General features: G+C 60.5%; 23 protein-coding genes. 14 read left to right on the forward strand and 9 right to left on the reverse strand.

Features of this window, described 5'->3' with window-relative positions; translation table 11 throughout:
• Nucleotides 1-25: 25 nt before the first annotated feature.
• Genes crtI through cruF form a run of 3 tightly spaced genes read left to right on the forward strand, consistent with a single transcriptional unit; the run spans nt 26 to nt 3,235 of the window.
• Nucleotides 26-1,513, forward strand: coding sequence for a phytoene desaturase family protein (gene crtI, locus V5N47_RS04040; protein ID WP_338729567.1), 1,488 nt, complete (start codon nt 26-28; stop codon nt 1,511-1,513).
• Nucleotides 1,510-2,406, forward strand: a complete 897-nt coding sequence (locus V5N47_RS04045; protein WP_338729569.1) for a prenyltransferase — start codon at nt 1,510-1,512, stop codon at nt 2,404-2,406. Before crtI ends, V5N47_RS04045 begins: the two co-directional genes overlap by 4 nt.
• Nucleotides 2,396-3,235: a bisanhydrobacterioruberin hydratase gene (gene cruF / locus V5N47_RS04050; protein WP_338729570.1), complete on the forward strand. Its 840-nt coding sequence runs from the start codon at nt 2,396-2,398 to the stop codon at nt 3,233-3,235. The genes V5N47_RS04045 and cruF overlap by 11 nt, the downstream gene beginning before the upstream one ends.
• Here the strand turns inward: cruF and V5N47_RS04055 are convergent.
• Nucleotides 3,232-4,182, reverse strand: coding sequence for a phytoene/squalene synthase family protein (locus V5N47_RS04055; protein ID WP_338729572.1), 951 nt, complete (start codon nt 4,180-4,182; stop codon nt 3,232-3,234). The two genes, cruF and V5N47_RS04055, sit on opposite strands and share 4 nt — an antisense overlap.
• Before the next feature lie 300 nt (nt 4,183-4,482).
• Between V5N47_RS04055 and V5N47_RS04060 the strand changes: the two genes are divergently transcribed.
• Nucleotides 4,483-5,937 carry a glycosyltransferase gene (locus V5N47_RS04060; protein WP_338729573.1) on the forward strand — a complete coding sequence of 485 codons (1,455 nt, stop codon included), beginning with the start codon at nt 4,483-4,485 and terminating at the stop codon, nt 5,935-5,937.
• Nucleotides 5,938-5,968: 31 nt separating this feature from the next.
• Here V5N47_RS04060 and V5N47_RS04065 read toward each other — a convergent pair whose 3' ends face one another.
• Nucleotides 5,969-7,279, reverse strand: a complete 1,311-nt coding sequence (locus tag V5N47_RS04065; protein WP_338729574.1) for a phosphoribosylamine--glycine ligase — start codon at nt 7,277-7,279, stop codon at nt 5,969-5,971.
• Between the two features lie 159 nt (nt 7,280-7,438).
• Here V5N47_RS04065 and V5N47_RS04070 point away from each other — a divergent pair, with 159 nt between their 5' ends.
• Together V5N47_RS04070 and V5N47_RS04075 are read left to right on the forward strand one after the other, a co-directional pair.
• Complete coding sequence (locus tag V5N47_RS04070; RefSeq protein ID WP_338729575.1) at nt 7,439-7,837, forward strand: universal stress protein; 399 nt, start codon at nt 7,439-7,441, stop codon at nt 7,835-7,837.
• A 41-nt stretch (nt 7,838-7,878) separates the two neighbouring features.
• Nucleotides 7,879-8,151 (forward strand): hypothetical protein, encoded by a 273-nt coding sequence (locus V5N47_RS04075; protein ID WP_338729576.1) that lies wholly within the window; start codon nt 7,879-7,881, stop codon nt 8,149-8,151.
• On the opposite strand, the gene V5N47_RS04080 is transcribed toward V5N47_RS04075, so the two are convergent.
• The 4 genes from V5N47_RS04080 to V5N47_RS04095 all read right to left on the reverse strand — a co-directional run bounded on the left by V5N47_RS04080 (nt 8,148) and on the right by V5N47_RS04095 (nt 11,139).
• The gene (locus V5N47_RS04080; RefSeq protein WP_338729577.1) at nt 8,148-9,368 is read right to left on the reverse strand and encodes a TIGR00300 family protein; all 1,221 of its coding nucleotides are present in this window, start codon (nt 9,366-9,368) and stop codon (nt 8,148-8,150) included. The two genes, V5N47_RS04075 and V5N47_RS04080, sit on opposite strands and share 4 nt — an antisense overlap.
• 78 nt (nt 9,369-9,446) lie before the next feature.
• Nucleotides 9,447-9,830: a hypothetical protein gene (locus V5N47_RS04085; RefSeq protein WP_338729578.1), complete on the reverse strand. Its 384-nt coding sequence runs from the start codon at nt 9,828-9,830 to the stop codon at nt 9,447-9,449.
• 50 nt (nt 9,831-9,880) lie between these two features.
• The gene (locus V5N47_RS04090; RefSeq protein ID WP_338729579.1) at nt 9,881-10,471 is read right to left on the reverse strand and encodes a hypothetical protein; all 591 of its coding nucleotides are present in this window, start codon (nt 10,469-10,471) and stop codon (nt 9,881-9,883) included.
• Nucleotides 10,468-11,139, reverse strand: coding sequence for a thioredoxin domain-containing protein (locus V5N47_RS04095; protein ID WP_338729580.1), 672 nt, complete (start codon nt 11,137-11,139; stop codon nt 10,468-10,470). Before V5N47_RS04095 ends, V5N47_RS04090 begins: the two co-directional genes overlap by 4 nt.
• A gap of 104 nt (nt 11,140-11,243) precedes the next feature.
• Between V5N47_RS04095 and V5N47_RS04100 the strand changes: the two genes are divergently transcribed.
• Both V5N47_RS04100 and V5N47_RS04105 read left to right on the forward strand, forming a co-directional pair.
• A complete protein-coding gene (locus V5N47_RS04100; RefSeq protein ID WP_338729581.1) occupies nt 11,244-11,954 on the forward strand; it encodes an SOS response-associated peptidase in 711 nt (236 codons plus the stop codon).
• Complete coding sequence (locus tag V5N47_RS04105; protein WP_338729582.1) at nt 11,951-12,397, forward strand: pyridoxamine 5'-phosphate oxidase family protein; 447 nt, start codon at nt 11,951-11,953, stop codon at nt 12,395-12,397. The genes V5N47_RS04100 and V5N47_RS04105 overlap by 4 nt, the downstream gene beginning before the upstream one ends.
• 1 nt (nt 12,398) lies before the next feature.
• Here V5N47_RS04105 and V5N47_RS04110 read toward each other — a convergent pair whose 3' ends face one another.
• Nucleotides 12,399-12,917: a gamma carbonic anhydrase family protein gene (locus V5N47_RS04110; RefSeq protein ID WP_338729583.1), complete on the reverse strand. Its 519-nt coding sequence runs from the start codon at nt 12,915-12,917 to the stop codon at nt 12,399-12,401.
• A 99-nt stretch (nt 12,918-13,016) separates the two neighbouring features.
• On the opposite strand from V5N47_RS04110, the gene V5N47_RS04115 reads away from it, so the two are divergent.
• Both V5N47_RS04115 and V5N47_RS04120 read left to right on the forward strand, forming a co-directional pair.
• Nucleotides 13,017-13,733 carry a fumarylacetoacetate hydrolase family protein gene (locus V5N47_RS04115; RefSeq protein WP_338729584.1) on the forward strand — a complete coding sequence of 239 codons (717 nt, stop codon included), beginning with the start codon at nt 13,017-13,019 and terminating at the stop codon, nt 13,731-13,733.
• A gap of 41 nt (nt 13,734-13,774) precedes the next feature.
• A complete protein-coding gene (locus V5N47_RS04120; RefSeq protein ID WP_338729585.1) occupies nt 13,775-14,206 on the forward strand; it encodes a universal stress protein in 432 nt (143 codons plus the stop codon).
• 804 nt (nt 14,207-15,010) lie between these two features.
• Here the strand turns inward: V5N47_RS04120 and V5N47_RS04125 are convergent.
• Nucleotides 15,011-15,445 (reverse strand): PaaI family thioesterase, encoded by a 435-nt coding sequence (locus tag V5N47_RS04125; protein WP_338729586.1) that lies wholly within the window; start codon nt 15,443-15,445, stop codon nt 15,011-15,013.
• 124 nt (nt 15,446-15,569) lie between these two features.
• On the opposite strand from V5N47_RS04125, the gene V5N47_RS04130 reads away from it, so the two are divergent.
• The 4 genes from V5N47_RS04130 (at nt 15,570) to V5N47_RS04145 (ending at nt 19,332) form a co-directional block, all read left to right on the forward strand.
• Nucleotides 15,570-16,760, forward strand: coding sequence for a redox-regulated ATPase YchF (locus V5N47_RS04130; protein ID WP_338729587.1), 1,191 nt, complete (start codon nt 15,570-15,572; stop codon nt 16,758-16,760).
• 42 nt (nt 16,761-16,802) lie between these two features.
• Nucleotides 16,803-18,215 carry a carotenoid oxygenase family protein gene (locus tag V5N47_RS04135; protein WP_338729588.1) on the forward strand — a complete coding sequence of 471 codons (1,413 nt, stop codon included), beginning with the start codon at nt 16,803-16,805 and terminating at the stop codon, nt 18,213-18,215.
• A 39-nt stretch (nt 18,216-18,254) separates the two neighbouring features.
• Nucleotides 18,255-18,806, forward strand: a complete 552-nt coding sequence (locus V5N47_RS04140) for a carboxymuconolactone decarboxylase family protein (protein ID WP_338729589.1) — start codon at nt 18,255-18,257, stop codon at nt 18,804-18,806.
• Nucleotides 18,807-18,897: 91 nt separating this feature from the next.
• Complete coding sequence (locus V5N47_RS04145; protein WP_338729590.1) at nt 18,898-19,332, forward strand: ester cyclase; 435 nt, start codon at nt 18,898-18,900, stop codon at nt 19,330-19,332.
• Nucleotide 19,333: 1 nt separating this feature from the next.
• Here the strand turns inward: V5N47_RS04145 and V5N47_RS04150 are convergent, their stop codons facing one another.
• Nucleotides 19,334-19,816, reverse strand: a complete 483-nt coding sequence (locus tag V5N47_RS04150) for an isoprenylcysteine carboxylmethyltransferase family protein (RefSeq protein ID WP_338729591.1) — start codon at nt 19,814-19,816, stop codon at nt 19,334-19,336.
• Nucleotides 19,817-20,160: the final 344 nt, after the last annotated feature.

Raw genomic sequence — 20,160 nt, forward strand, 5'->3', positions numbered from 1 at the left:
CATCGTAGAACATGTAGAGTATCTCATGAGTCCAGACTCGCGCCAGTCGGTCGTCGTCATCGGTGGCGGCGTCGGCGGCCTTTCGACTGCGTGCTACCTCGCTTCTGCTGACTTCGACGTCACGGTTTTAGAAAAGAACGAACAACTCGGTGGCAGAGCCAGTCGCCTCACCGAAGACGGCTTTCACTTCGACATGGGGCCGTCGTGGTACCTCATGCCCGACGTGTTCGAGCGATTCTTCCGTCACTTCGGCAAACTTCCCTCCGAGTACTACGAACTCGACCGCCTCGACCCACACTACCGGATTTTCTTCAAAGACGGCGACAAGGTGGACATCACGCCCGACCGCGAGCAGGTGAAAGACGTGTTCGACTCGTACGAACCCGGCGCGGGCGCACAGCTCGACGCCTACTTAGAAGAAAGCAAGCGCAACTACGAGGTTGCGATGAACGAGTTTGTCTACAAAGACCGCCCGAACCTCCGCGACTGGGTTGACCCGTCCGTGCTCAAGGCTGCGCCAATCGGCCTCAACCTCATCGGCTCGATGCAAGATCACGTCGAGGACTACTTCGAGCACCCGAAACTCCAGCAGATAATGCAGTACACGCTCGTGTTCCTCGGTGGCTCGCCGAAGAACACGCCCGCGCTCTACAACATGATGAGCCACGTCGATTTCAACCTCGGCGTCTACTACCCCGAAGGCGGCATTGGCGCAGTCATAGACGGCATCGTCGAACTCGCCGAAGAACTCGGGGTGAAGTTCGTCACCGACTGCGAGGTGACGGAAGTGACCCGCCGTCGCGAAGGCTTCCTCGTCGAAACGACACAGGACGAGTATCACCCAGACCTCGTCGTCTCGGACGCCGACTACGCCCACACGGAACAAGACCTGCTCCCCGAACACGAACGCCAGTACTCGGCCGATTATTGGGAGGATAGAACCTACGCCCCCTCCGCGTTCTTGCTCTACCTCGGCGTCGAAGGCGACGTAGAGGAACTCGCCCACCACACGCTCGTGCTCCCTGAAGACTGGAACCCACACTTCGAGCAAATCTTCGACCGGCCTGCGTGGCCGGACAACCCCGCGTACTACCTCTGTGTCCCCTCGAAAACGGACGACACCGTGGCTCCTGCGGGTCACAGCAACCTGTTTGCGCTCGTCCCCATCGCCGCCGGACTGACCGACACGCCGAAACTCCGCCGCCAATACCGCGCGAAAATCCTCGACGACATCGAAACGAACACCGGCGTCCGCCTCCACGACCGCATCGTCTTCGAAAAGTCGTTCTGCGTGCGCGACTTCGCAAGCCGGTACAACAGCACGCAAGGAACCGCACTCGGTCTCGCTCACACGCTCAGACAGACCGCCCTGCTCCGCCCGCCACACCGCTCGAAGAAGGTGAGCGGCCTCTACTTCACTGGGTCGTTTACCACCCCCGGCATCGGCGTCCCAATGTGTCTCATCAGCGGCGAACACGCCGCGAACGCCGTCATTCACGATTCGCCGCTATGAGAACTTCGACGCTTTCGCGCGCGACCGACGTGCTCACCAACGCGCTCCCCGGAGCGTCCACGCTGAGTGGCTACCTCCTCAGACTCTCGCGGCCGCGATTCTGGTTCTACCTCGCCGGACCGGTCATCGTCGGGGCGGCCTACGGCGCAGGCTCGCTCGACGCGTTGTTCGCGCCGCTTAGCGTCGCCCTCTTCGTGTATTTCCTGCTCCCGGCGAACGTGTTTCTGTACGGTGTAAACGACATCTTCGACCGCGAGGTGGACGTTGAAAACCCGAAAAAAGAGAACAAGGAAGTCAGGTACTCGGGCGACCGTGGCGTGCTGGCCGCGATTCTCGTCTCGGGGCTGCTTGGACTCGTTTTCGTCCCGTTCCTCCCGCTGCTCGCACTCGCCGTCCTCGCAGTGTACTACTTCCTCGCCGTCGAGTACAGCGCGCCGCCGTTCCGGTTCAAGACGACGCCCTTGCTCGATTCGCTCTCGAACGGGCTGTACATCCTGCCCGCCGTCGTCACGTACACCGCACTCGCGGGCGACCTGCCGCCAACCCTCGCCATCGTGGGCGGGTGGCTCTGGACGATGGGGATGCACACCTTCTCTGCGATTCCCGACATCGAACCAGATCGTGCGGCAGGCATCCGGACGACGGCGACCGCGCTCGGCCAGCGGCTAACCTACGTGTACTGTGCAGCCTGCTGGTTTGTGGCGGCCATCGCGTTCGCGCTCGTCCATCCCCTGCTCGGTGCGCTGCTCGCGCTCTATCCGCTGCTCGTGTTCGGTATCGTTGTAGCTGGGGTGGGTGTCAACCGCGCCTACTGGTGGTATCCCGCCGTCAACACCGTCGTTGGGATGGTGCTCACCCTCGGCGGTCTCTGGAGGTTCGTCGGTGGCGTCTGAGGTGTCGAAGCGACTCGACGCGCTCGTCCACGCAAATCGGTTCACGATTGCCGTCGTCTTCCCGCTCGTTGGAACCTTCCTGCTCATCCTCGGAAGCGAGGGCTACGTCCCGCAGGAACTCGCGCTCAATCCGTTCTTGCTCGTCGCGGCGACGTTCGTGATGCGCCTGCCGCTCATCGCCGGGTTGACGCCGCTTGTGACTCGCCGGGCGACCGTTGCGCTCGTCGCACTCGCCACCTTCACCTACGCCGTCGAACTCGTCGGCGTCAGAACGGGACTACCCTACGGCGAGTTTTCGTATCAACTCGCGCTCGGGCCGATGCTGTTCGGCGAAGTCCCTCTCGCGCTGCCCATCTTCTACTTTCCACTGCTACTCAACAGCTATCTGCTCGGATTGCTCCTGCTTGGGCCGCGCGCAACCACTCGCCTCCGTCGGATTCTTGCAGGTATCTGCATCGTCCTCGTGATGGATCTCGTACTCGACCCGGCCGCCGTTGACCTCGGCTTCTGGGCGTACGTCGGCGGTGGCGCGTACTACGACGTGCCGCTCTCGAACTACCTTGGATGGGTGTTCTCCGCCACCATTGCAGTGTCACTCATCGAACTGGGCTTCCATGCAGACCGGGTGAAAAACCGACTCGACACCTGCTCGTTCATGCTCGACGACCTCGTGAGCTTCGCCATCCTGTGGGGGGTCATCAATGGCTACTTCGGCAACTGGATTCCCGCCGCACTGGCCGCTGGGTTCGCGCTCATCTTGCTCCGACTCGACCGCTTTGACTTCGCGGTTGGCCCGGTCGTCAGGTCACAAAAATCGAAACACAGCTAGCGCGCTTGCGTTGGCGTGCCCGTGGGTTCGGGTGGCCTCGACTGCGTCGTTCCTGCCGTGCTCACTTTCTCGAAGACGGCTTCGGGGTCTGAATTCCACAGCCACTGCCACCGAGTTTCGGCGATGAGTCTGAGCTTTCGCACAGCAGAGAGCGACGGCGTCTGGGTGAGCGTGTCCATCCCCTGTTCGCGGATGAGACGGTGGTGGTCGGCGTAGAGAATCGCAGAGAGCAAGATGGCGAACTGGCTGTCTTCCGGCAAATAGCGAATCCCCGCGACGCCCTCGCGGTAGAGTTCCTCTGCGCGAGTTAGCTCCGAGGAGATAGCGTCTGCGAACTCTGGCGTGAACTCGCGGCGCTCGATTTGGGTCTCGCTCACGCCGAAGGTGTCGAGGGTGGTCTTCGGGAGATAAATGCGGTCGCGGTCAACGATGTCCTCGCCCACGTCGCGCAGGAAGTTGGTGAGTTGGAACGCCTCACCGAGGCGAGTTGCGTGGGGAAGGGCGCGGTCTGGCTCCTCGGGTTGCATCACACAGGTCATCATCCGGCCAACGGCGGCCGCAGACCCGCGCATGTACGTTTCGAGTTCGTCGTAGGTCGCGTACCGGTCTTTCTCGATGTCGGCGCACATCGCGTCGATGAACGCTTCGACCTCTGTATCTGGGATGTCGTAGGTCGTACAGAGGTCGCGGAAGGCGAGGAGCACGGGGTCGTCAGTCTCTCGACGGCCGAGTACCTCGTCGCGGAGCGTCTCCAACCGCCGACGCTGGGCGTCGGGCGTGAGGTCGTTTTCGCTGTCTACGACTTCGTCTGCGATGCGGAAGAAGGCGTACAAGACGTACGTTGCGTGACGAATCCGCTTTGGGAGCAGCTTCGTCGCATAGTAGAACGTCTTGCCAGTCCGACGGTGGATGGCCTTACTTTTGGCTATAGAGTGGCGGTGTACCATGCGGGAACAATAATTCAGTTGACGTTTCTCAGGGTTATAGAGATTTGCGCGGGTTTGGGAAACTCCCCAACCAGTAAGGTGTGCGACGTATGCTCGTTCGAATTGCCAGCGGGTCCGGTTGGCACGTTGGCACGTCGGCGCGTGAAATCTTAGCCTACCATAGTGGTAGTCACACGATAGCAAACAGCATAGAACGCATCTCTAGTCTGAGCGCAGCGTGTCCACTACCTATCCACCGGGTTCGCCTGCCAATAACGTGGCTCTGAACGCACCCAAGAAAGTCGACGAGGAACCCGACTGATGCAGGGAGGACTCCCCCTCAGCGTGTACGGCATCGTCGTCGCGCTGTATCTCAGTTTGAAGCTGGTTGGCTACTGCAGGTACCGGCCCTTCGAACAGGCAATTACGACGCCTCCGGTGAGCGTCATCATCGCGACGTACAACGAAGACCCGGCGCTGATGCGGGCCTGTCTCGACAGCATTCTCGACCAGCCGTATCCCGTGGCCGAGGTGTTCATCACGGACGACGGCAGCGAAGACAAGCGGGCATGGCGCGCAATCAACCAGTACGCGGCGCGCGATTCGCGCATCGTCGCCCACCGATTCCCGGAAAATCGAGGGAAACGCCACGCACAGGCCTACGGCTTCGCGCGGGCGACCGGCGACCTGTTTGTCACCGTTGATTCCGATTCGATTCTCGAACCGAACGCGCTTGCTGAACTGGTCAAACCATTTGCAGACCAAGGCGTGACCGCCGTCACCGGCTATCCGAAAATTCTCGACCGCGAACGCACCCTGCTCTCCCGGCTCATCGACATGCGCTACTGGAGTTCGTTCAACGTAGACCGCGGCGCACAGTCGGTGCTCGGCATCACGACCTGCTGTACCGGCGTGTTCAGCGCATATCGTGCAGACATTGTGCGCGAGGTTCTCACAGCCTACGTCGAACAGAAGTTCCTCGGCAAACCGTGTCACTACGGCGACGACCGCCACTTGACAGCCCACGCCCTCAAACGCGGAAAGGTGGTATTCCAGTCAACCGCCCAAGCGTGGACGGCCGCCCCAGACGGGTTTCCGACGTATGTTCGCCAGCAGACGCGGTGGATGCGGAGCTTCTGGCGCGAATCACTGCTGGCGCTCGCGTGGGCACCGAAACGAAGCATCGTCCTCGCCGCGCTCATGGTCGTGGAGTTGAGCCTGCCGCTCGCCTTGCTCGGCGTCGGCGTCGGGACGATGCTCTATCGCGTGTTCGTCCTCGGCGCGCTCGCAAGCCTCGGGATGTACCTGCTTGCGATTGCAGTGATGGCGTACCTGAGGAATCTCGCCTACAGCCGTCGCCACCTCGGGACGTTCCTCATCGCCCCACTGTACGGCGTGTTGTTCTTCACCGTTCACCTCCCGCTGTTGCTCTACGCGCTCGTGACACTCCGGACGACCCATTGGGGGACGCGGCAGGTCACGACGGCCGACGCTGGACGTCCGGCTTTGATAGGCAGAATTGGGTTCTCGCTTGGCCTCGGAAACCTGCTCAGACAAGACCGGGCGAACGCGGTGCTCCTGCCGGTTCGCGGCGCACAGCTCCACCGTCTTCAGCAACGGATTCACCGTCGCGCAACCGCCGACTCTGCACCGACCGCCGAGTCGGGCACGCCTCGTGAGGAGCCAACCGCCACACGGCACCGCGTCGTTCCGCCGGATACCTCGCTTGCCGTCCAGCGGTTCCGTGGGGTCGCAGCCGAAGCGGACGACGGCTAAAAATCTCGTTGTGTCGTGTGCGTCGAATTGTCTACGGCCCGAGATAGCCCCACGCGAGCAGCCGGTCGCCGTCGCCCTCAATCCACCGCCGGCCGATGTCGTCGCGGTAGTACAGATTCGGGATGATGATGTTCTCGATGCGGCCGTAGGCTTTCTCCTGTGCCCGACGCATCGTCGGCCCCTTTCCCGTGGCGATGATGGCGATTCCTGACGTGCCCGCGACGCGCCACTGGCCGTTTACCTTCTTCGTGTCCTCGATATGGATCCCCTCTCGGTCGTCGGTCTCGAAGACGATGGCCGCGTTGCGCGAGTTTTCGTCAAAGGTCTTGTCGTCATCAAAGGGGAACGGCGGCACGCAGATGCGAACTGCAATCTGGTAGCCGTTGTGCACCTGCAACTCGGGGTCGTCGCCGTGTGCGAGTTTGTAGAAGAACTCGCCAGTCTCCGTCTTGAACGATTCTTCTTGCAGGACAATCGTGGGGTAGCCAAAGCGTGGCGTGAATTCGAGCGGGTAAATGCCCGAACTGTTGACGATGCAGTTGATGTCGATGCTGCCGACGTAGCCTTCGTTTGCGAGCCAGTCTTCGAGTTTGCCGAGGGTTTCGCGGAACAGTTTGTTGCGCCCTGTCCAGAACATCGAGGTCCCCATCTCGCCGGTCGACGGGCCGATGTTGCCCGGGAACAGCTTCTTGTGCTCGAAGTTGAAGTTGATGGGTTCGACGAACTTGTTGCCGTTGAAAAAGCCACAAACGGCGATTTCGACGCCCGAGACGCGGCGTTGGAGCTGAAAGCCCTTCATCCGGTGGCCCCACGCTTTCTTGTAGGCGCGAAGCACGTCCACCACGTCGCTGCCGTCGTCTTCGCGGCCGACGTACAGCAAGCGTTTGACGTTCTGCACCTCACCGAGCGGCTTGATGACGTACGGGCCAGGATTCTCTCTGATGTACTCGATGCCCGCGTCGAAATCGGAAAACTCGCGGTGTTGGATGGTGTTGACGTCGTGTTCTCTGAGTATCTCCATCGCGTAGCCGCGGTCGTCTTCTAACCGGTCTGTGTTTTGTGTCCCGCCGACGACGGCTTTGCCCTGTGCGCGCAACTCTTCTGCGAGTTGTCCGGTGCCGACCTCGGAACCGACCCAGATGTCGTCGAAGATGATGACGTCGGCCCAGTCGATTTCCGCCTCCCAGTCATCGGTTTTTTCGACAAATCCGTCCGCGATTTCGCGGTCGGCCTCGGTTTCGATGTAGTACTTTACGTCGTGGCCCTCCTCGGCCACCTGCCACGCAATATCGCCGATGAGGGCGGCATCGAGCGAACAGAACAAGAAGTTCTTGGGGTCCATAGGAAAGCCGTCTCAGGCCACCCGTAAAAACCTCTCTCAGCCGACTGTTTCTGGCCGACGGAACCCGGATGAGGGTTGTGCCACAGTCGCGAATGCGGGTGTGAGCCACGGAACCACCCGGTCGGACACATTTAAGGTCTCCACACCCAATTTTCTGACATGGTTCGATTTCTCGTCGGCACGAACGACGTCACCACGAGCGAGGCACTCGTTTCGTACCTCGAAGCGCGCGCAACTGACGGCGACACGGTGTTCGCCGTAAACTCACTGTTTGGCGGCGACGACACGGACGACAAAGACGTGTTCGCCGGCCGTGACGCCATCGAGTACATAGAAGAGTCGTTGGGCGACACGCTGACGGTGGAGTCCCACCAGCTCGTCCGGGGCAACGCAGCCGCAGAGGACATCAAGAATTTCGCCGAAGAAAACGACGTCGACGAGGTCGTCATCGGCATCCGCAAGCGCAGTCCGACGGGGAAGGTCGTGTTCGGCTCGACCGCACAGGACATCCTCCTGAGTTCGAGTCGGCCTGTCGTTTCGGTACCGCTCTCCCAGTAAGCAGACAAACCATTTTTGTCGTCTGTACCCAACGGATAGGTATGAGCCGAGAGCACCTTCAAGCAGCAAGCGACCAACTCACAGCAATCGCCGCAGACCTAGACGACGAAACCCTCGCAGAGCGACTGTCCGGCATCGCAGAACAGGTCGGAACATTCGCGAGCCAAGAGCGCGGCCCAGACCATGGCCGACTCGCCCGCATCGAGAACGCGCTCCACGAGGTGAAAGCGAAGGTTGACGACGACCAGAAAAAAGCCATCGAACAGGCCCACGAAGAGATCAAGGCCTTCCGGTCTACGGTTTCGGGGATTTAACCGAGCAACTCTTCTTTGAGAATCGGGACGAACGTCCCGATGTCAGTCACCATGCCAACAGCCTGCGCGCTGCCGCGGTCTAGCAGTTGGGTCACGGTCGCGGGGCTGATGTCCACGCAGACGACCTTCGTCGTGGAAGGCAGGCAGTTCCCGACGGCCACCGAGTGAAGCAGCGTCGAGAGCATGAGCACCATGTCGGCGCCCCGTGCTTGCTCACGGATGGCGTTCTGGGCTTCGATGGAGTCGGTGATGGTGTCGGGGAGCGGGCCGTCGTCGCGGATGGACCCGGCGAGGACGAACGGCACGTCGTTCGTGACGCACTCGTACATCACGCCAGAGTCGATGAGTCCCTCCGCGACGGCCGCTTCGATGCCGCCCGCGCGGATGATCTCCGAGATGGTGTAGATGTGATGTTTGTGGCCTTTCCGCGGGTGGTCTAACGTTTCGACGTCCATCCCGAGCGAGGTGCCGTATAGGTCGCGCTCTAAGTCGTGGACAGCGAAGCCGTTGCCCGCAGAAATGCCGTCGATATAGCCTTCGTGGACGAGTTCGGCGAGCGCGGGGCCGGCGCCGGAGTGGAGGAGCGCCGGGCCACAGACAGCGATGATTTTCCCGCCTTCGTCTTTCGTTTTCTGCATCGCGTCCGCGATGTTCGAGATGGTCGTTTGCGAGGGTCGCTCAGAAGAGATGCCACCTTGCATGAAGCCGAACGCACCGCCTGCCTCGCGGGGGCGCTCTGGGGGTTTGACCTTGATGCCAGATTCGCCGGTGACGACGAGGTCGCCCTCCTCGATGCCGTTGAGCACCTTCGTGTAGGCGCGTTTTTCGTCGGTGTCGATGACGACCGCACAGTCCATCTCGATGTCTTCGACGGCGAGCCACTCATCTTCGTAGCGAACCCACGTCGGATGGTTCGTGGTCGAGTAAAATCCAATCGGGACGACTTGGTCACGGGGGGCGGGGTCGAGTTCCACATCGCGCACGTCAGAGGGGTTCGCCCCCGACTGGTGGAGTTCGTGCATGATGCGGCTCAGATCTTCTTCCGTCTCCGCAGACACCGTTAACCGGGCGTAAGATTCGTCCGTCTTCTGGCGGCCAATGTCGAACTCCTCGACGTTGAACCAGCCGTTGAAGTCCATGATGATGCCGAAACACGCCTGCATCATCCCCGAGTCGATGATGTGGCCCTCAAGTTCGACTTCACTCGAAACGCTCATGGAAACACCTCGGGGGCGGGGTGATAAGACGGTTGTGGGATACTGTCGGCTGTCCGCGTGTGACACACTCCAAATTCCTTATTCGGCTAACCGACAGGCAACCGTCCATGAACACTCCGTCGCGGCCGTCAGGCGCTGATAGAGCGCCTGTAAACCCGGTGGCTCGGTCGCGGGGAGGACGTGAAACTCCACCGCACCGGACCGGATGGCGACCCGGAACACGTCGCCCGTGTCGCGGTCATAAACGAGAAACAGTGGCATCGGCAGGTCGAACCAGTCGCCGTAGGTGTACGGGTCATCGTCGAGAATGGAGACGACGAGGGTTCTGAGGTGGGCGTCTTCCTGTTCGGGGTCAGGCGTGAGCGTGAAAATGGTTTGTCCCGCGAAGGTAACGCCGCCGTCTCTCGAATACTCGCGTCGCGGGCGCTGTGGAATCTCGAACGTTGGAAGCTCCGTACTCATGACCCCTCTTACCCATGTGATTGGTTCGCAATCACTTATATATGCTCGCCCTAGAAGTCCACGGGGCAGCCGTTTATCTCGCCGCCGCGCATGCCTTCTGCAATCCAGTAGATGGAGAGCAGCAGCGTGACGAACGCGAGCAAGGCGAATTCGAGGCCGTCGAGCGGGAGGAAGGTGAGCGAGACAGAGATACCGAACAGCGAGAGAATGCCGACGATTAGGACAGACCCGCACGCCGCACAGCCCGCGCCGAGCGTCCCAAGGATGAGCCCCGCGACGCCGGAGCTCCCTTGGCGCACCGAGAGGTCGTGTTCGCGCAGGTGGTAGGTGACCATCGCGATGTCGACGCCAAAGAGGAGCGCGATGAGGACGAGAACCGACCCGGTGAGCAGGTCGAACGACTCGCTCACGAAGGGGTAGAGCCCCGAGAGCAAGGCGAGTTGGTTTGCGAGTGGAAGCGACCCCGAGAACAGCGCGAAGCCGACGAGGTCTGGGTTGAGTGAGAACACAAACAACGTGAGGCCAAAGAACGCACCAACGAGCGTCACGACTGCGTAGAGCGGAATCGTGACGACGAGGCGGGCGGTTCGCGCCATCAGCCGCCAGTCGCGCCCGCGGGTCGGCAGTCGGACGCGGCTCATAGCTGGAGGGCGTTTTCGAACACCCGTACGTCTTGTGCGCCTTGTACCGACGTTTGGAGTTCGCCGTCGAGGAACAGGTAGAACGTTGGCGTGGCGCTCGCACCGGCGGCTTTGCCGGAGTCGAGGTCGAGTTGCACGGCGTCGTCGTACGCCTTGTCGCGGGCGTCTTGGGCGACGGCGGCCGCGTCGAGGTCGGTTTCCGCGGCGAGGAACTGCTCGGTCTTCTCGAGGACGTTCGCTTCCGAGAACGACGGCTGGTCTGCGTAGTAGTGGTCTTTCAGCGACCAGAAGGCGTCCTCGTCGCGGGCGTAGGTGGCTTCGAGCGCCTGGACGGCGGGCTTTCCCCACGGGTAGATGATTGGATACACCCGGAACGCGAACGCGACGTTTCCGGTGTCAATGTGCTTTGCTTTGAGTTCCGGGAGCGTGTTCTGCTCGAACCGGCGGCACGTAGAGCACGATGGGTCTTCGTAGGCGACGATGAGCGCTTCCTGGTCTGCAGAGCCGAGGACGGGTTGGACGTCTACATTCCCGAGCGCCGGGTGCATTTCACCGCCCCCGTCTCCACCGCCGTCTGTCGGCCCTGTATCCCCAGCACTGCCGAGACAGCCCGCGAGCGCCGTGAGCCCGGTGATGGCGGTTCCCGTGAGGAAGCGTCGTCGATTCATACCACCTGTTCGGGCGCGATGCTTATGGTGGTTTTGCGGAATTGCACCAAACTCACACCAAAATTCGGGGAGCGTTTAACCGACTGGAACGCCTCTGTGCTGTCATGTGTGGGCGATACAGCCTGTTTACACCGCCTGAGGAGGTCGAAGCGCGTTTCGATGCCCGCTTCGAGCGCCGATATCGACCGCGGTACAACGCCGCGCCGAGCCAAGACCTCCCCGTGATTCAGAACACCGCCCGCGACCAGATTCGAACCCTCCGTTGGGGGCTGATTCCGTCGTGGGCGTCAGAGGCAAAGGTGGGGAACAACCTCATCAACGCGCGCGCAGAGACCGTCCGCGAGAAACGCAGCTTTGCAGACGCTTACGAGCAGCGTCGCTGTCTCGTCCTCGCAGACGGCTTCTACGAGTGGGCGAAGACGGACACCGACAAACAGCCCTACCGCGTCGCCTTCGAAGACGACCGGCCGTTTGCGATGGCGGGGCTGTGGGAGCGCTGGAAGCCACCGCAGAAACAGACCGGCCTCGGTGATTTTGGCAGTGGGACGCCGGACGGGGCGGTCGAACCGGTTGAAAGCTTTACCATCATCACGACCGAACCCAATGATGTGATACGACCGCTCCACAACCGGATGGCTGTCATCCTCGAACCAGAGGCCGAAGCCGCGTGGCTCACCGGCGACGCAGCCGACGTGTCCGACCTGCTCAAGCCGTACCCGGGCGACGACCTGCGCGCCTACCCCGTCTCGACGGCAGTCAACAACCCCGGCAACGACCGTCCTGAGCTAATTGAGGAGGTCGATGTCGCCGCATGACGGGTGACCACATCGAGTACACCTACACCCACGGGATGACTGAGGAGGATGTTCAGGAGATTCTCAAAGAGACCAACACGGGTGTCCTCGGCCTCTCGCGTGACGGCAGTGCCTACGCGATTCCGGTGGCGTTTCACTACGACGGCGAGCGCTTTATCATCCGGCTTGGTCGCCACGCCGACAGCGAGAAGATGTCGTTCATCGAGACGACGGCGTCTGCGTGTCTCACCTGTTACGACTACGAACCGCCGGACACTTCGTGGAGCATCATCGCCCGCGGGCCGCTCCGCGAATTAGACGCAGCCGAACACGAGGCCTACCCGGACGCGGACATAAACGAGGCGTTCATCCCGCTCAGAATTTTCGGAGAAGCCCCTGAGGAACTGGAGCCTGCGCTGTTCGAACTATCAGTGATGGAGTTGACCGGGCGACGAACTGGCTAAGTCAGTCGAACAGGTCGGTGTAGCGCTCTGCGAGGTTCGTGTACTCGCCCGACGAGTAGTCGGTGAAGATGGTCTCCGGGTCGATGGTGGTCTCAGACAGCGGCGTCACAATGGCGGGCACGCCGCGAGCAAACGACTCTGGTGGGATGTGGTACTCCTCTGGAACAACGGAACCGGAGGCGACAATTGTCTTCTCGCCGACGACGACGCCTGCGTTCAACACGGCGTTGAAGCCGACGAGTGCGCCGTCTTCGACGGTGGCTTCGTTGATGACCGCCCCGTGGCCGACCATGACGCGGGTGCCGATGTTCGACGCGTGAACCACGGCGTTGTCGCCGACGTGTGATTCCGTGCCGACTCTGACCGGGCCGATGTCGCCACGGAGGACGACACCGGGCCAGACGCTCGCGTCAGCTTCCACCGTCACATCACCGATGAGCGTCGATTCCCGGCTGACGTGGGCGTGTTCGTGAACGTTCGGGCGCATTCCCTCGAATTCGTAATGACGTCGGTCACCCATGGGAAGATGTACGCGCGCTAACGTGATAACACTGCGCACGATGTGGCCAGTTAGGCCGCAAGCATAACACGTAAACGAGCGCTCCGAGATTTCTCGCGCATGCACCTAGCCCGCGTTCGCACGCCCGACGGCGTGGTTACTGGCGAGTACGATGACGGCGTCGTCATGCACAACGAGCGAGCCTACGAGGTCGGCGAAGACGCGACGTTGCTCGCGCCGAGTGAGCCGTCGACGTTCTATTGCGTCGGGCGCAACTACGCGAAGAAAATCGAGCAGATGTCCTACGAAATCCCGGACGAACCCGACTTCTTCATCAAGCCCGCCGTCTCGCTGCACCATCCCAACCAGCCGATTCCGTATCCAAGCTTCACGAACGACCTGACGTATGCAGGCGAACTGGCGGCAGTCATCGGTGAGGAGTGCCACGACATCACCCCAGCAGAGATTCCTGACGTGGTCCACGGCTACACCATCTTGAACGACCTCGACGCGCTCGACCAACCGCGACGGACGGCGCGCAAAGCGTTCGACGGCTCTGCGCCACTCGGCCCCGTAATTGCGACCGATGTCGACCCCGCGAATCTGGCGATGGAGACGAAAATCAACGGCGAGACCCGCCAAGAAGACCACACCGAGAACATGCTGTTCGACCCGCTCGACATCGTCGCGTTCCTCTCAGAGCGCTTTACGTTCAAACCCGGCGACGTCATCTCCTTTGGCAGCCCCGCAAATCCGGGCGGGCTTGAACCCGGCGACGAAATCGAGATCTGGTACGAGGGCATCGGCACGCTCCGGAATACGGTCGAATCGTCCTAGATTCATTACCGTAGCCATCCAACAGGTATGCAGGGTGGCGTATGTACGAACACATTTTACTGCCGGTAGACGGCCACGAGGGAACCGCGGGAGCGGTCGAACACGCGATTGACCTGGCGAAAACGTACGGTGCGAGCCTCCACGTGCTGTTCGCCGTCGAAGTACGCGGACTCGACCTGTTAGAAGAACCGAACCTCGGAAAGTTCCGCGAAGAGCTAGAAGCAGAAGGAGCGAGCGCGCTCGAAGAAGCGGAAGTGCGGGCAGAAGACGAGGGTGTGACGACCGTCACGACGCTCGTTCACGACGACCCGCGCGAGGCGATTTTGAGCTACACGGACGAAAACGACATCGACCTCATCGTGCTCGGACAGGGTCGAGAGGGGCTGTCTCGCTTCTTACTTGGGAGCGTCACCGACCGCATCGTCCGCGAAGCTTCTGTGCCGGTGCTCGTGGTCGGTGCTGGCGAGGACTAAGTTCAGACGCTCTGTGAAACACAACACAGGGTCATCGGTGAGTGCGTTTTACCTGTCAGCAGTGATTTCGAGTGTGAACCCCCACGTGAACTGGGGAGACGCATCTTGTGACTCACCAATCTTATATGCAGTTTCAAATTGGTACGTACCCGGCGGAATACACCCTTCTTCAGTGGGGTCGTCAACGACAATCAAGCGGTTACTCATTGTCTCAGCTGGCTGTAATTCGGTAAGTGGGAGGCTTTCTGTCGTCCAAACGAGTTGGTCGCTTGATTTTCCACTCGTCCCAATGCATTCGGGAGTGTAATTTGAAGGCGGGCTATCTGGCGCGGTCAGTGAGTACAAGAGAATTCCTGCAGTTCCGCTTCCCCCACTCGAACCTTTATAGTAGGCAGGTCGAAACCGCCCTGTTGAATCGCCAGTGTTTGTGACCGTTGATTTCAGAGTTGCTGTGTGATTGTGGGAGAGAGTCGGTTGTTCGACCACAATCTGTAAATCCACTCCAAAGGCGTCATCGACAGCGTCCACCTGTGTGACTTCGACACTTCTTTGAAAATCGCTTTCCACTGCTGGTTCGGTATCTGCTGACGAGGGTTGACGTGGGGTGCTGTTTATCCATTGAGTCCCGACACACCCGGCGAATGCTGGCATCACCCCACCAAGCCCACGAATAAAATTTCGCCGCCACATACACTCTCATTGGGAGTTGCTTGGTAAACTACTATCTATAAGTCAAACAGCTATTTGCCCTACGCTTCTCGTGGCGTTGGGTTTCAGCATATGACGTTTTCTGACAATCACGCCTCAGCGATAGCCCACGTCTTCGTCAAGTTTGATTCGACTCTTGATGAAATTCCCCGTCCCGCGAGCGATGACGTTTCCATCGCTGTCTCTCACGACTGCATCTGCGATGAACTGACTCCCGCTCTCGTGGACGACTTCGCCGACGGCTTCCATCCAACCCTCGGTGATGGGCCGTGTGAGATAGAGGTTGAACTGCGAGGTGAGGACGAACACGTCGGAGACGAGCGAGTTGACGGCGAAGAAGGCCGCGTCGTCTAAGGCTTTGAAGTAGCTCGACCCGTGGACGGCGTTCGCGGCGTGAAACTGGTCTTCTTTGACCGGCATGGTGAGCGTTGCTTTGCCCTCCTCGATGCTGAGTTCCGGTTCGTAGTACTCGTTGCACGGAGCGTCCGCGTACATTCGTTCGAGTTTGCGAAAATGCTCGGTGTTCGGCATAGGAAAACTGAGACTCGTGCCAACATAGTTCACAGGGTTTCGGCAGAAGACGGCGCTGTGACAGCCCTGCGCACGGCGTTTTCGGAACAAAACGCTTTACCTACCGTTGGAGCAAGAAGCGGCAATGAGCTACAAAGTCGGCCTCGTCGGCAAACCCTCTGTCGGCAAGTCGAGTTTCTTCAATGCGGCCACGATGAACGACGTCCCAGAGGGGGCCTACCCGTTCACGACTATCGACCCAAGCGTGGGCGAGGCCTACGCCCGCGTCGATTGTGCGGCACCTGACTTCGAAGAGGAGTGTACCCCGGAGACGGGCTACTGCGACCACGGCATGCGCTTTGTCCCGACCAAACTCGTCGACGTTGCGGGCCTGATTCCTGGCGCACACGAGGGCAAGGGCCTCGGCAACCAGTTCCTGACCGACCTGAACGAAGCCGACGTGCTCATCCACATCGTTGACTTCTCGGGTAAGACGGACGCCGAAGGCGAACCAACCGAGGGCCACGACCCCCGCGACGACATCGAGTTCTTAGAAAACGAACTCGACATGTGGTATCTCGAAATCTTAGAGAAGGGTATCGAGCGCTACAACGGCAAGTATCAGGCAGAAGAACTCAAAATCGAGGTCGAACTCGCAGAGCAGATGTCGGCGTTCCGCACGAACAAAGACGAACTCAAGCAGATCATCCTCCGATGTGACCTCGACTTAGACCCCGACGAGTGGGACGAAGACGACCACGCGAAACTCGCTCGCGAGATTCGCAAGGTGACGAAGCCAATCATCATCGCGGCGAACAAGATGGACACGCCAGAAGCGCAAGCAAACTACGAGGAGATTACGGGAGACCCCGAGTACGAACACCTGACCATCATCCCCGCGAGCGCCCACGCGGAGAAGGCACTCAAGAAGGCGGACGAACAGGGCGTCGTCTCCTACCGCCCCGGCGAAGCAGATTTCGAGATTCTCGCAGACATTTCCGCAGAACAGGAACAGGGCTTAGAGCAGATTCGCGAGTTCATGCAGGCTCACGACGGCACTGGCGTCCAGCAGGCACTCGAAGCCGCGCTGTTCTCTGAACTCGGTGTGAAGGCTATCTTCCCCGGCACGGCGAACGGCAACTGGGACGAGAAGGGCAAGTTCCGCGACTGCTTCCTGCTCCCCGAGTACGCCACCGCAGAGGACTTCGCCTACCATCTTCACACCGACATCGGCGACGGCTTCCTCCACGCCATCGACTGCCGGTCGAAGCGACAGGTCGGCGCAGACCGTGAGCTGTCCCACCGCGACGTCATCGAGATTATCTCGACGAACTGACGCACAGAATACACTTATCATCGTTCCCCGCCGAACACCGGTATGAACGGGTATGGGCGGGGATTTTCGACGCTCACAGAGGAGCGAACCGCTGAATCGCTGCTCATCGTCGGTGCGATTCCCGACTGGCTGAGGGGGACGCTCATTCGAAACGGCCCGGGCCACTTCGAACTCGGTGAGGGTCGCGTCACCCACTGGTTCGACGGGTTGGCGATGCTCCGGAAGTTTTCCTTTGCGGACGGCGACGTCACGTACTCGAACCACTTTCTCCGCACCGAGACGTACAAAGCGCGAAAGCAGGGGAACCTCGGGCCGGGCGAGTTTGCGACCGCACCTGCGACCGGATTTTTGGCGAAACTCAAGTCGATTGTCGTCCCGGAGACGACGGATAACGCCAACGTCACGATTGGGCGCGTTGGCGGGCACATGGTCGCGCTTACCGAAGTCCCGCGCGTCGTCGCGTTCAACCCAGCGACCTTAGAAACCCACGGTGAGGTCAGCTTTGACGACGACTTGACTGGCCACGTCATGACGGCGCACGTCCACCACGACGACGAGCGCAACGAGACGGTTGGCCTGCTCACGAAGTTTGGCAAACCGAGTACGTACACCATTTATCGGCTGCCGGATGGAAGTCTCCGCCGTGAGGAAGTCGCGTCGCTCAAGGTATCTCGTCCGGCGTACATCCACAGCATCGGTCTCACCGACCGGTACGTCATCCTCGTAGAAGCGCCGTTTACGGTGAACCCGCTCAGCTTCCTGAAGCTCGGCAACGATGGCTTCATCGAACACTTCACGTGGGATGGCACAGCCGACACACGCTTTATCATCGTCGACCGCGAGCGCGGCCGCGCCGTTGCCACGCCGCAGACGGCGGCGTTTTTCGCGTTCCACCACGTCAACGCCTTCGAGCGCGACGACTCCATTGTCCTCGACCTCGTGGCCTACCCTAACCCCGACATCATCGACGGCCTCTATCTCGACCGCCTCGAACGCGGCGAGTTCAAAGGCCTCGTTGGCGAACTCAGGCGCTACACCCTGCCGACCGACGACACCGGCCAAGTCGAATGTGAGCCACTGTCTGAGATTGCGATGGAGTTGCCAACTATCTCGCCAACCGTCCGCAGACAGCCCCATCGCTACGTTTACGGGCAAGGAAGCGTCATCGAGGGCGACGGGTTTTCGAACTATCTCGTCAAAGCCGACGTTGCGTCGGGGTCTGCGGCGATATGGACAGCACAAGAAACGTTCTGTGGAGAACCCATCTTCGTGCCACGGCCGGACGCGACGGCCGAAGACGACGGGGTAGTGCTCTCGGTGATTCTCGACACCGCCGGAGAGCAGTCGTTTTTGCTCGTCTTAGACGGCGAGACGTTTGTCGAACTCGCCAGAGCGCCGCTTCCACACGTCCTGCCCTTTGACTTTCACGGTGAGTTTTTCGACTGCGTCTGGTGACCGGCGAACAGTTATCATGATAGGAGCCAAGACAGCCACATGGCTCGCGTTCCGTATCTCGATTTTGACAACCTCTCTCCGGACGCCGCTGCGCTTGTAGAAGAAACCGGCCTCGGGCCACTCCACGTGTTTCGAGCACTGGCGAACAACCCGGCCGCACTCGCCACGCTCACGAAGTCTGCGGGGGTACTCTGGACGGATGCCGGACTCGACACCCGTGGTGCGGAGTTCGTGATTCTCACGGTTGCCCGCGCCGTCGACAGCGCCTACGAATGGCACCAACACGCCGAAATCGGCCTCGATGCCGGGCTTACGACCGAAACCATTCGCGCGATCAGTACAGGCGCTACAGACGCGCTCACGCCCGAAGATGCCGCGCTCTACGAGTACGTGACCGCCTACGTGGACGGCGCCGTCGATGACGCGACACACGACCAGTTAGCGACCTTTTTTGACGACAGTGCAGTCGTGGGCATCGCCATGCTCGCAGGCGAGTATCTCGCGCTCTCACGAACCATCGACGCCCTCGACATCGAAGTCGAAGGTGAATTTATTGGCTGGAACATCGAAAACCTCGATACGACAGCCTGAAAGACTGTACGGCCCGGCGTGAATGCCAATTTTTGTGCCGCCGCCCCTACCCTCTGACACCGAGTGTCGCGGTGACAGGCGGTGGTGAACGATGGCACAGAAGATTCCCCCCGAGCAGCGCAATCGCAGCCAAAGTTTGCGACTGTTCACTGACTACCTGATGGACGGCGAAGATGTGATAGACGAAGTCGTCGCCCCCGACTTCAGAGGCCACGGCTTTGGCGGCCACGACGGCGAACTCGTTGGCCCCGCCGGGCTCAGAGACTATTTCGGCGAGACGGTTGGCACGCTCTGGTACGACATCCACGACCAAGTCGCAACGGACGACACGGTCGTGACGCGATGGACAGTGCGCACTCCGAGCGACATCGTCCGTGGTGGGCCGTCGCCGACGGGTGGCGAAACGGAGATGTCCGGCATCACAATCGACCGCTTCGAAGCCGGGAAGCTAAAAGAGACGTGGGTACAGGCGGATTATCTCCACCTGTATCGCCAACTCGGCCTCGTCGCAGAGCCGGAACTGTAGGTTACGCCCGGCGAAGCCGCGGGAACCAACGCGGCGTCTCCGTGAGATACTGGTCGTACTCTTCGCCGAACTTTTCGCGGAGGTGTGGCTCCTCGTAGGAAACAATGAAGGCGTGAAACAGCCCCCAAATGAGCGCGCCATAGATCAGCAACAGTGCCGACTGGAAAAACAGCGCCTCGCCGAACACAATCGAGAGTACGCCCACGTACATGGGATTTCTGACGACGCCGTAGAGACCAACGGAGACGAGCGACTGTGGTTCATCTGAGGGAGCCGGAGTGCCACCAGCCGCCGCGAACAGCGCAACCGTCGTCGTGTAGATGCCAATCCCGATGAGAAAGAGCGTGATGCCGAGATAGCGAAACGGGCCAAACGGCAGCGTGAACATCGACGGGAAGCCCGTGAGAATGATGTACGGTACGAGGACGGTGACCGTACCCGGCCCGACGAGCGTGAAGAGCGCAGACCGGGCCAGAGGATGCATACGTGTCATTAGATGTACTCGTAAAAATCCTTATTTATATCGTTGCGTGAGACGTGTGGTGATGTCAACGTCCCCAACGCCGCGCAGAAAGTGATGGTCGAGAGACTGCGGGACGCGTGGCCAGAAACCCAGCGCGCAAGAGCGTGACAGCTCACGACTGCTGTGACGGCGTTTCGGTCTGTAACGAGCGCTATTACGTCGCCAACACACCAGTCGCATTAATATCACTCACTGGTTTGCAAACCGGAAGTAAATACACTGGGGTCTGAACCGCGTTGGATACGAAAACAGAGCGTGCGACGAGGAGAACCGAATCCAGTACGACGGCGGCCATGTTGACCCCA

Origin of the sequence: Haladaptatus sp. DJG-WS-42 (assembly GCF_037198285.1) — an archaeon.
Classification (GTDB): Archaea; Halobacteriota; Halobacteria; order Halobacteriales; family Halococcaceae; genus QDMS2.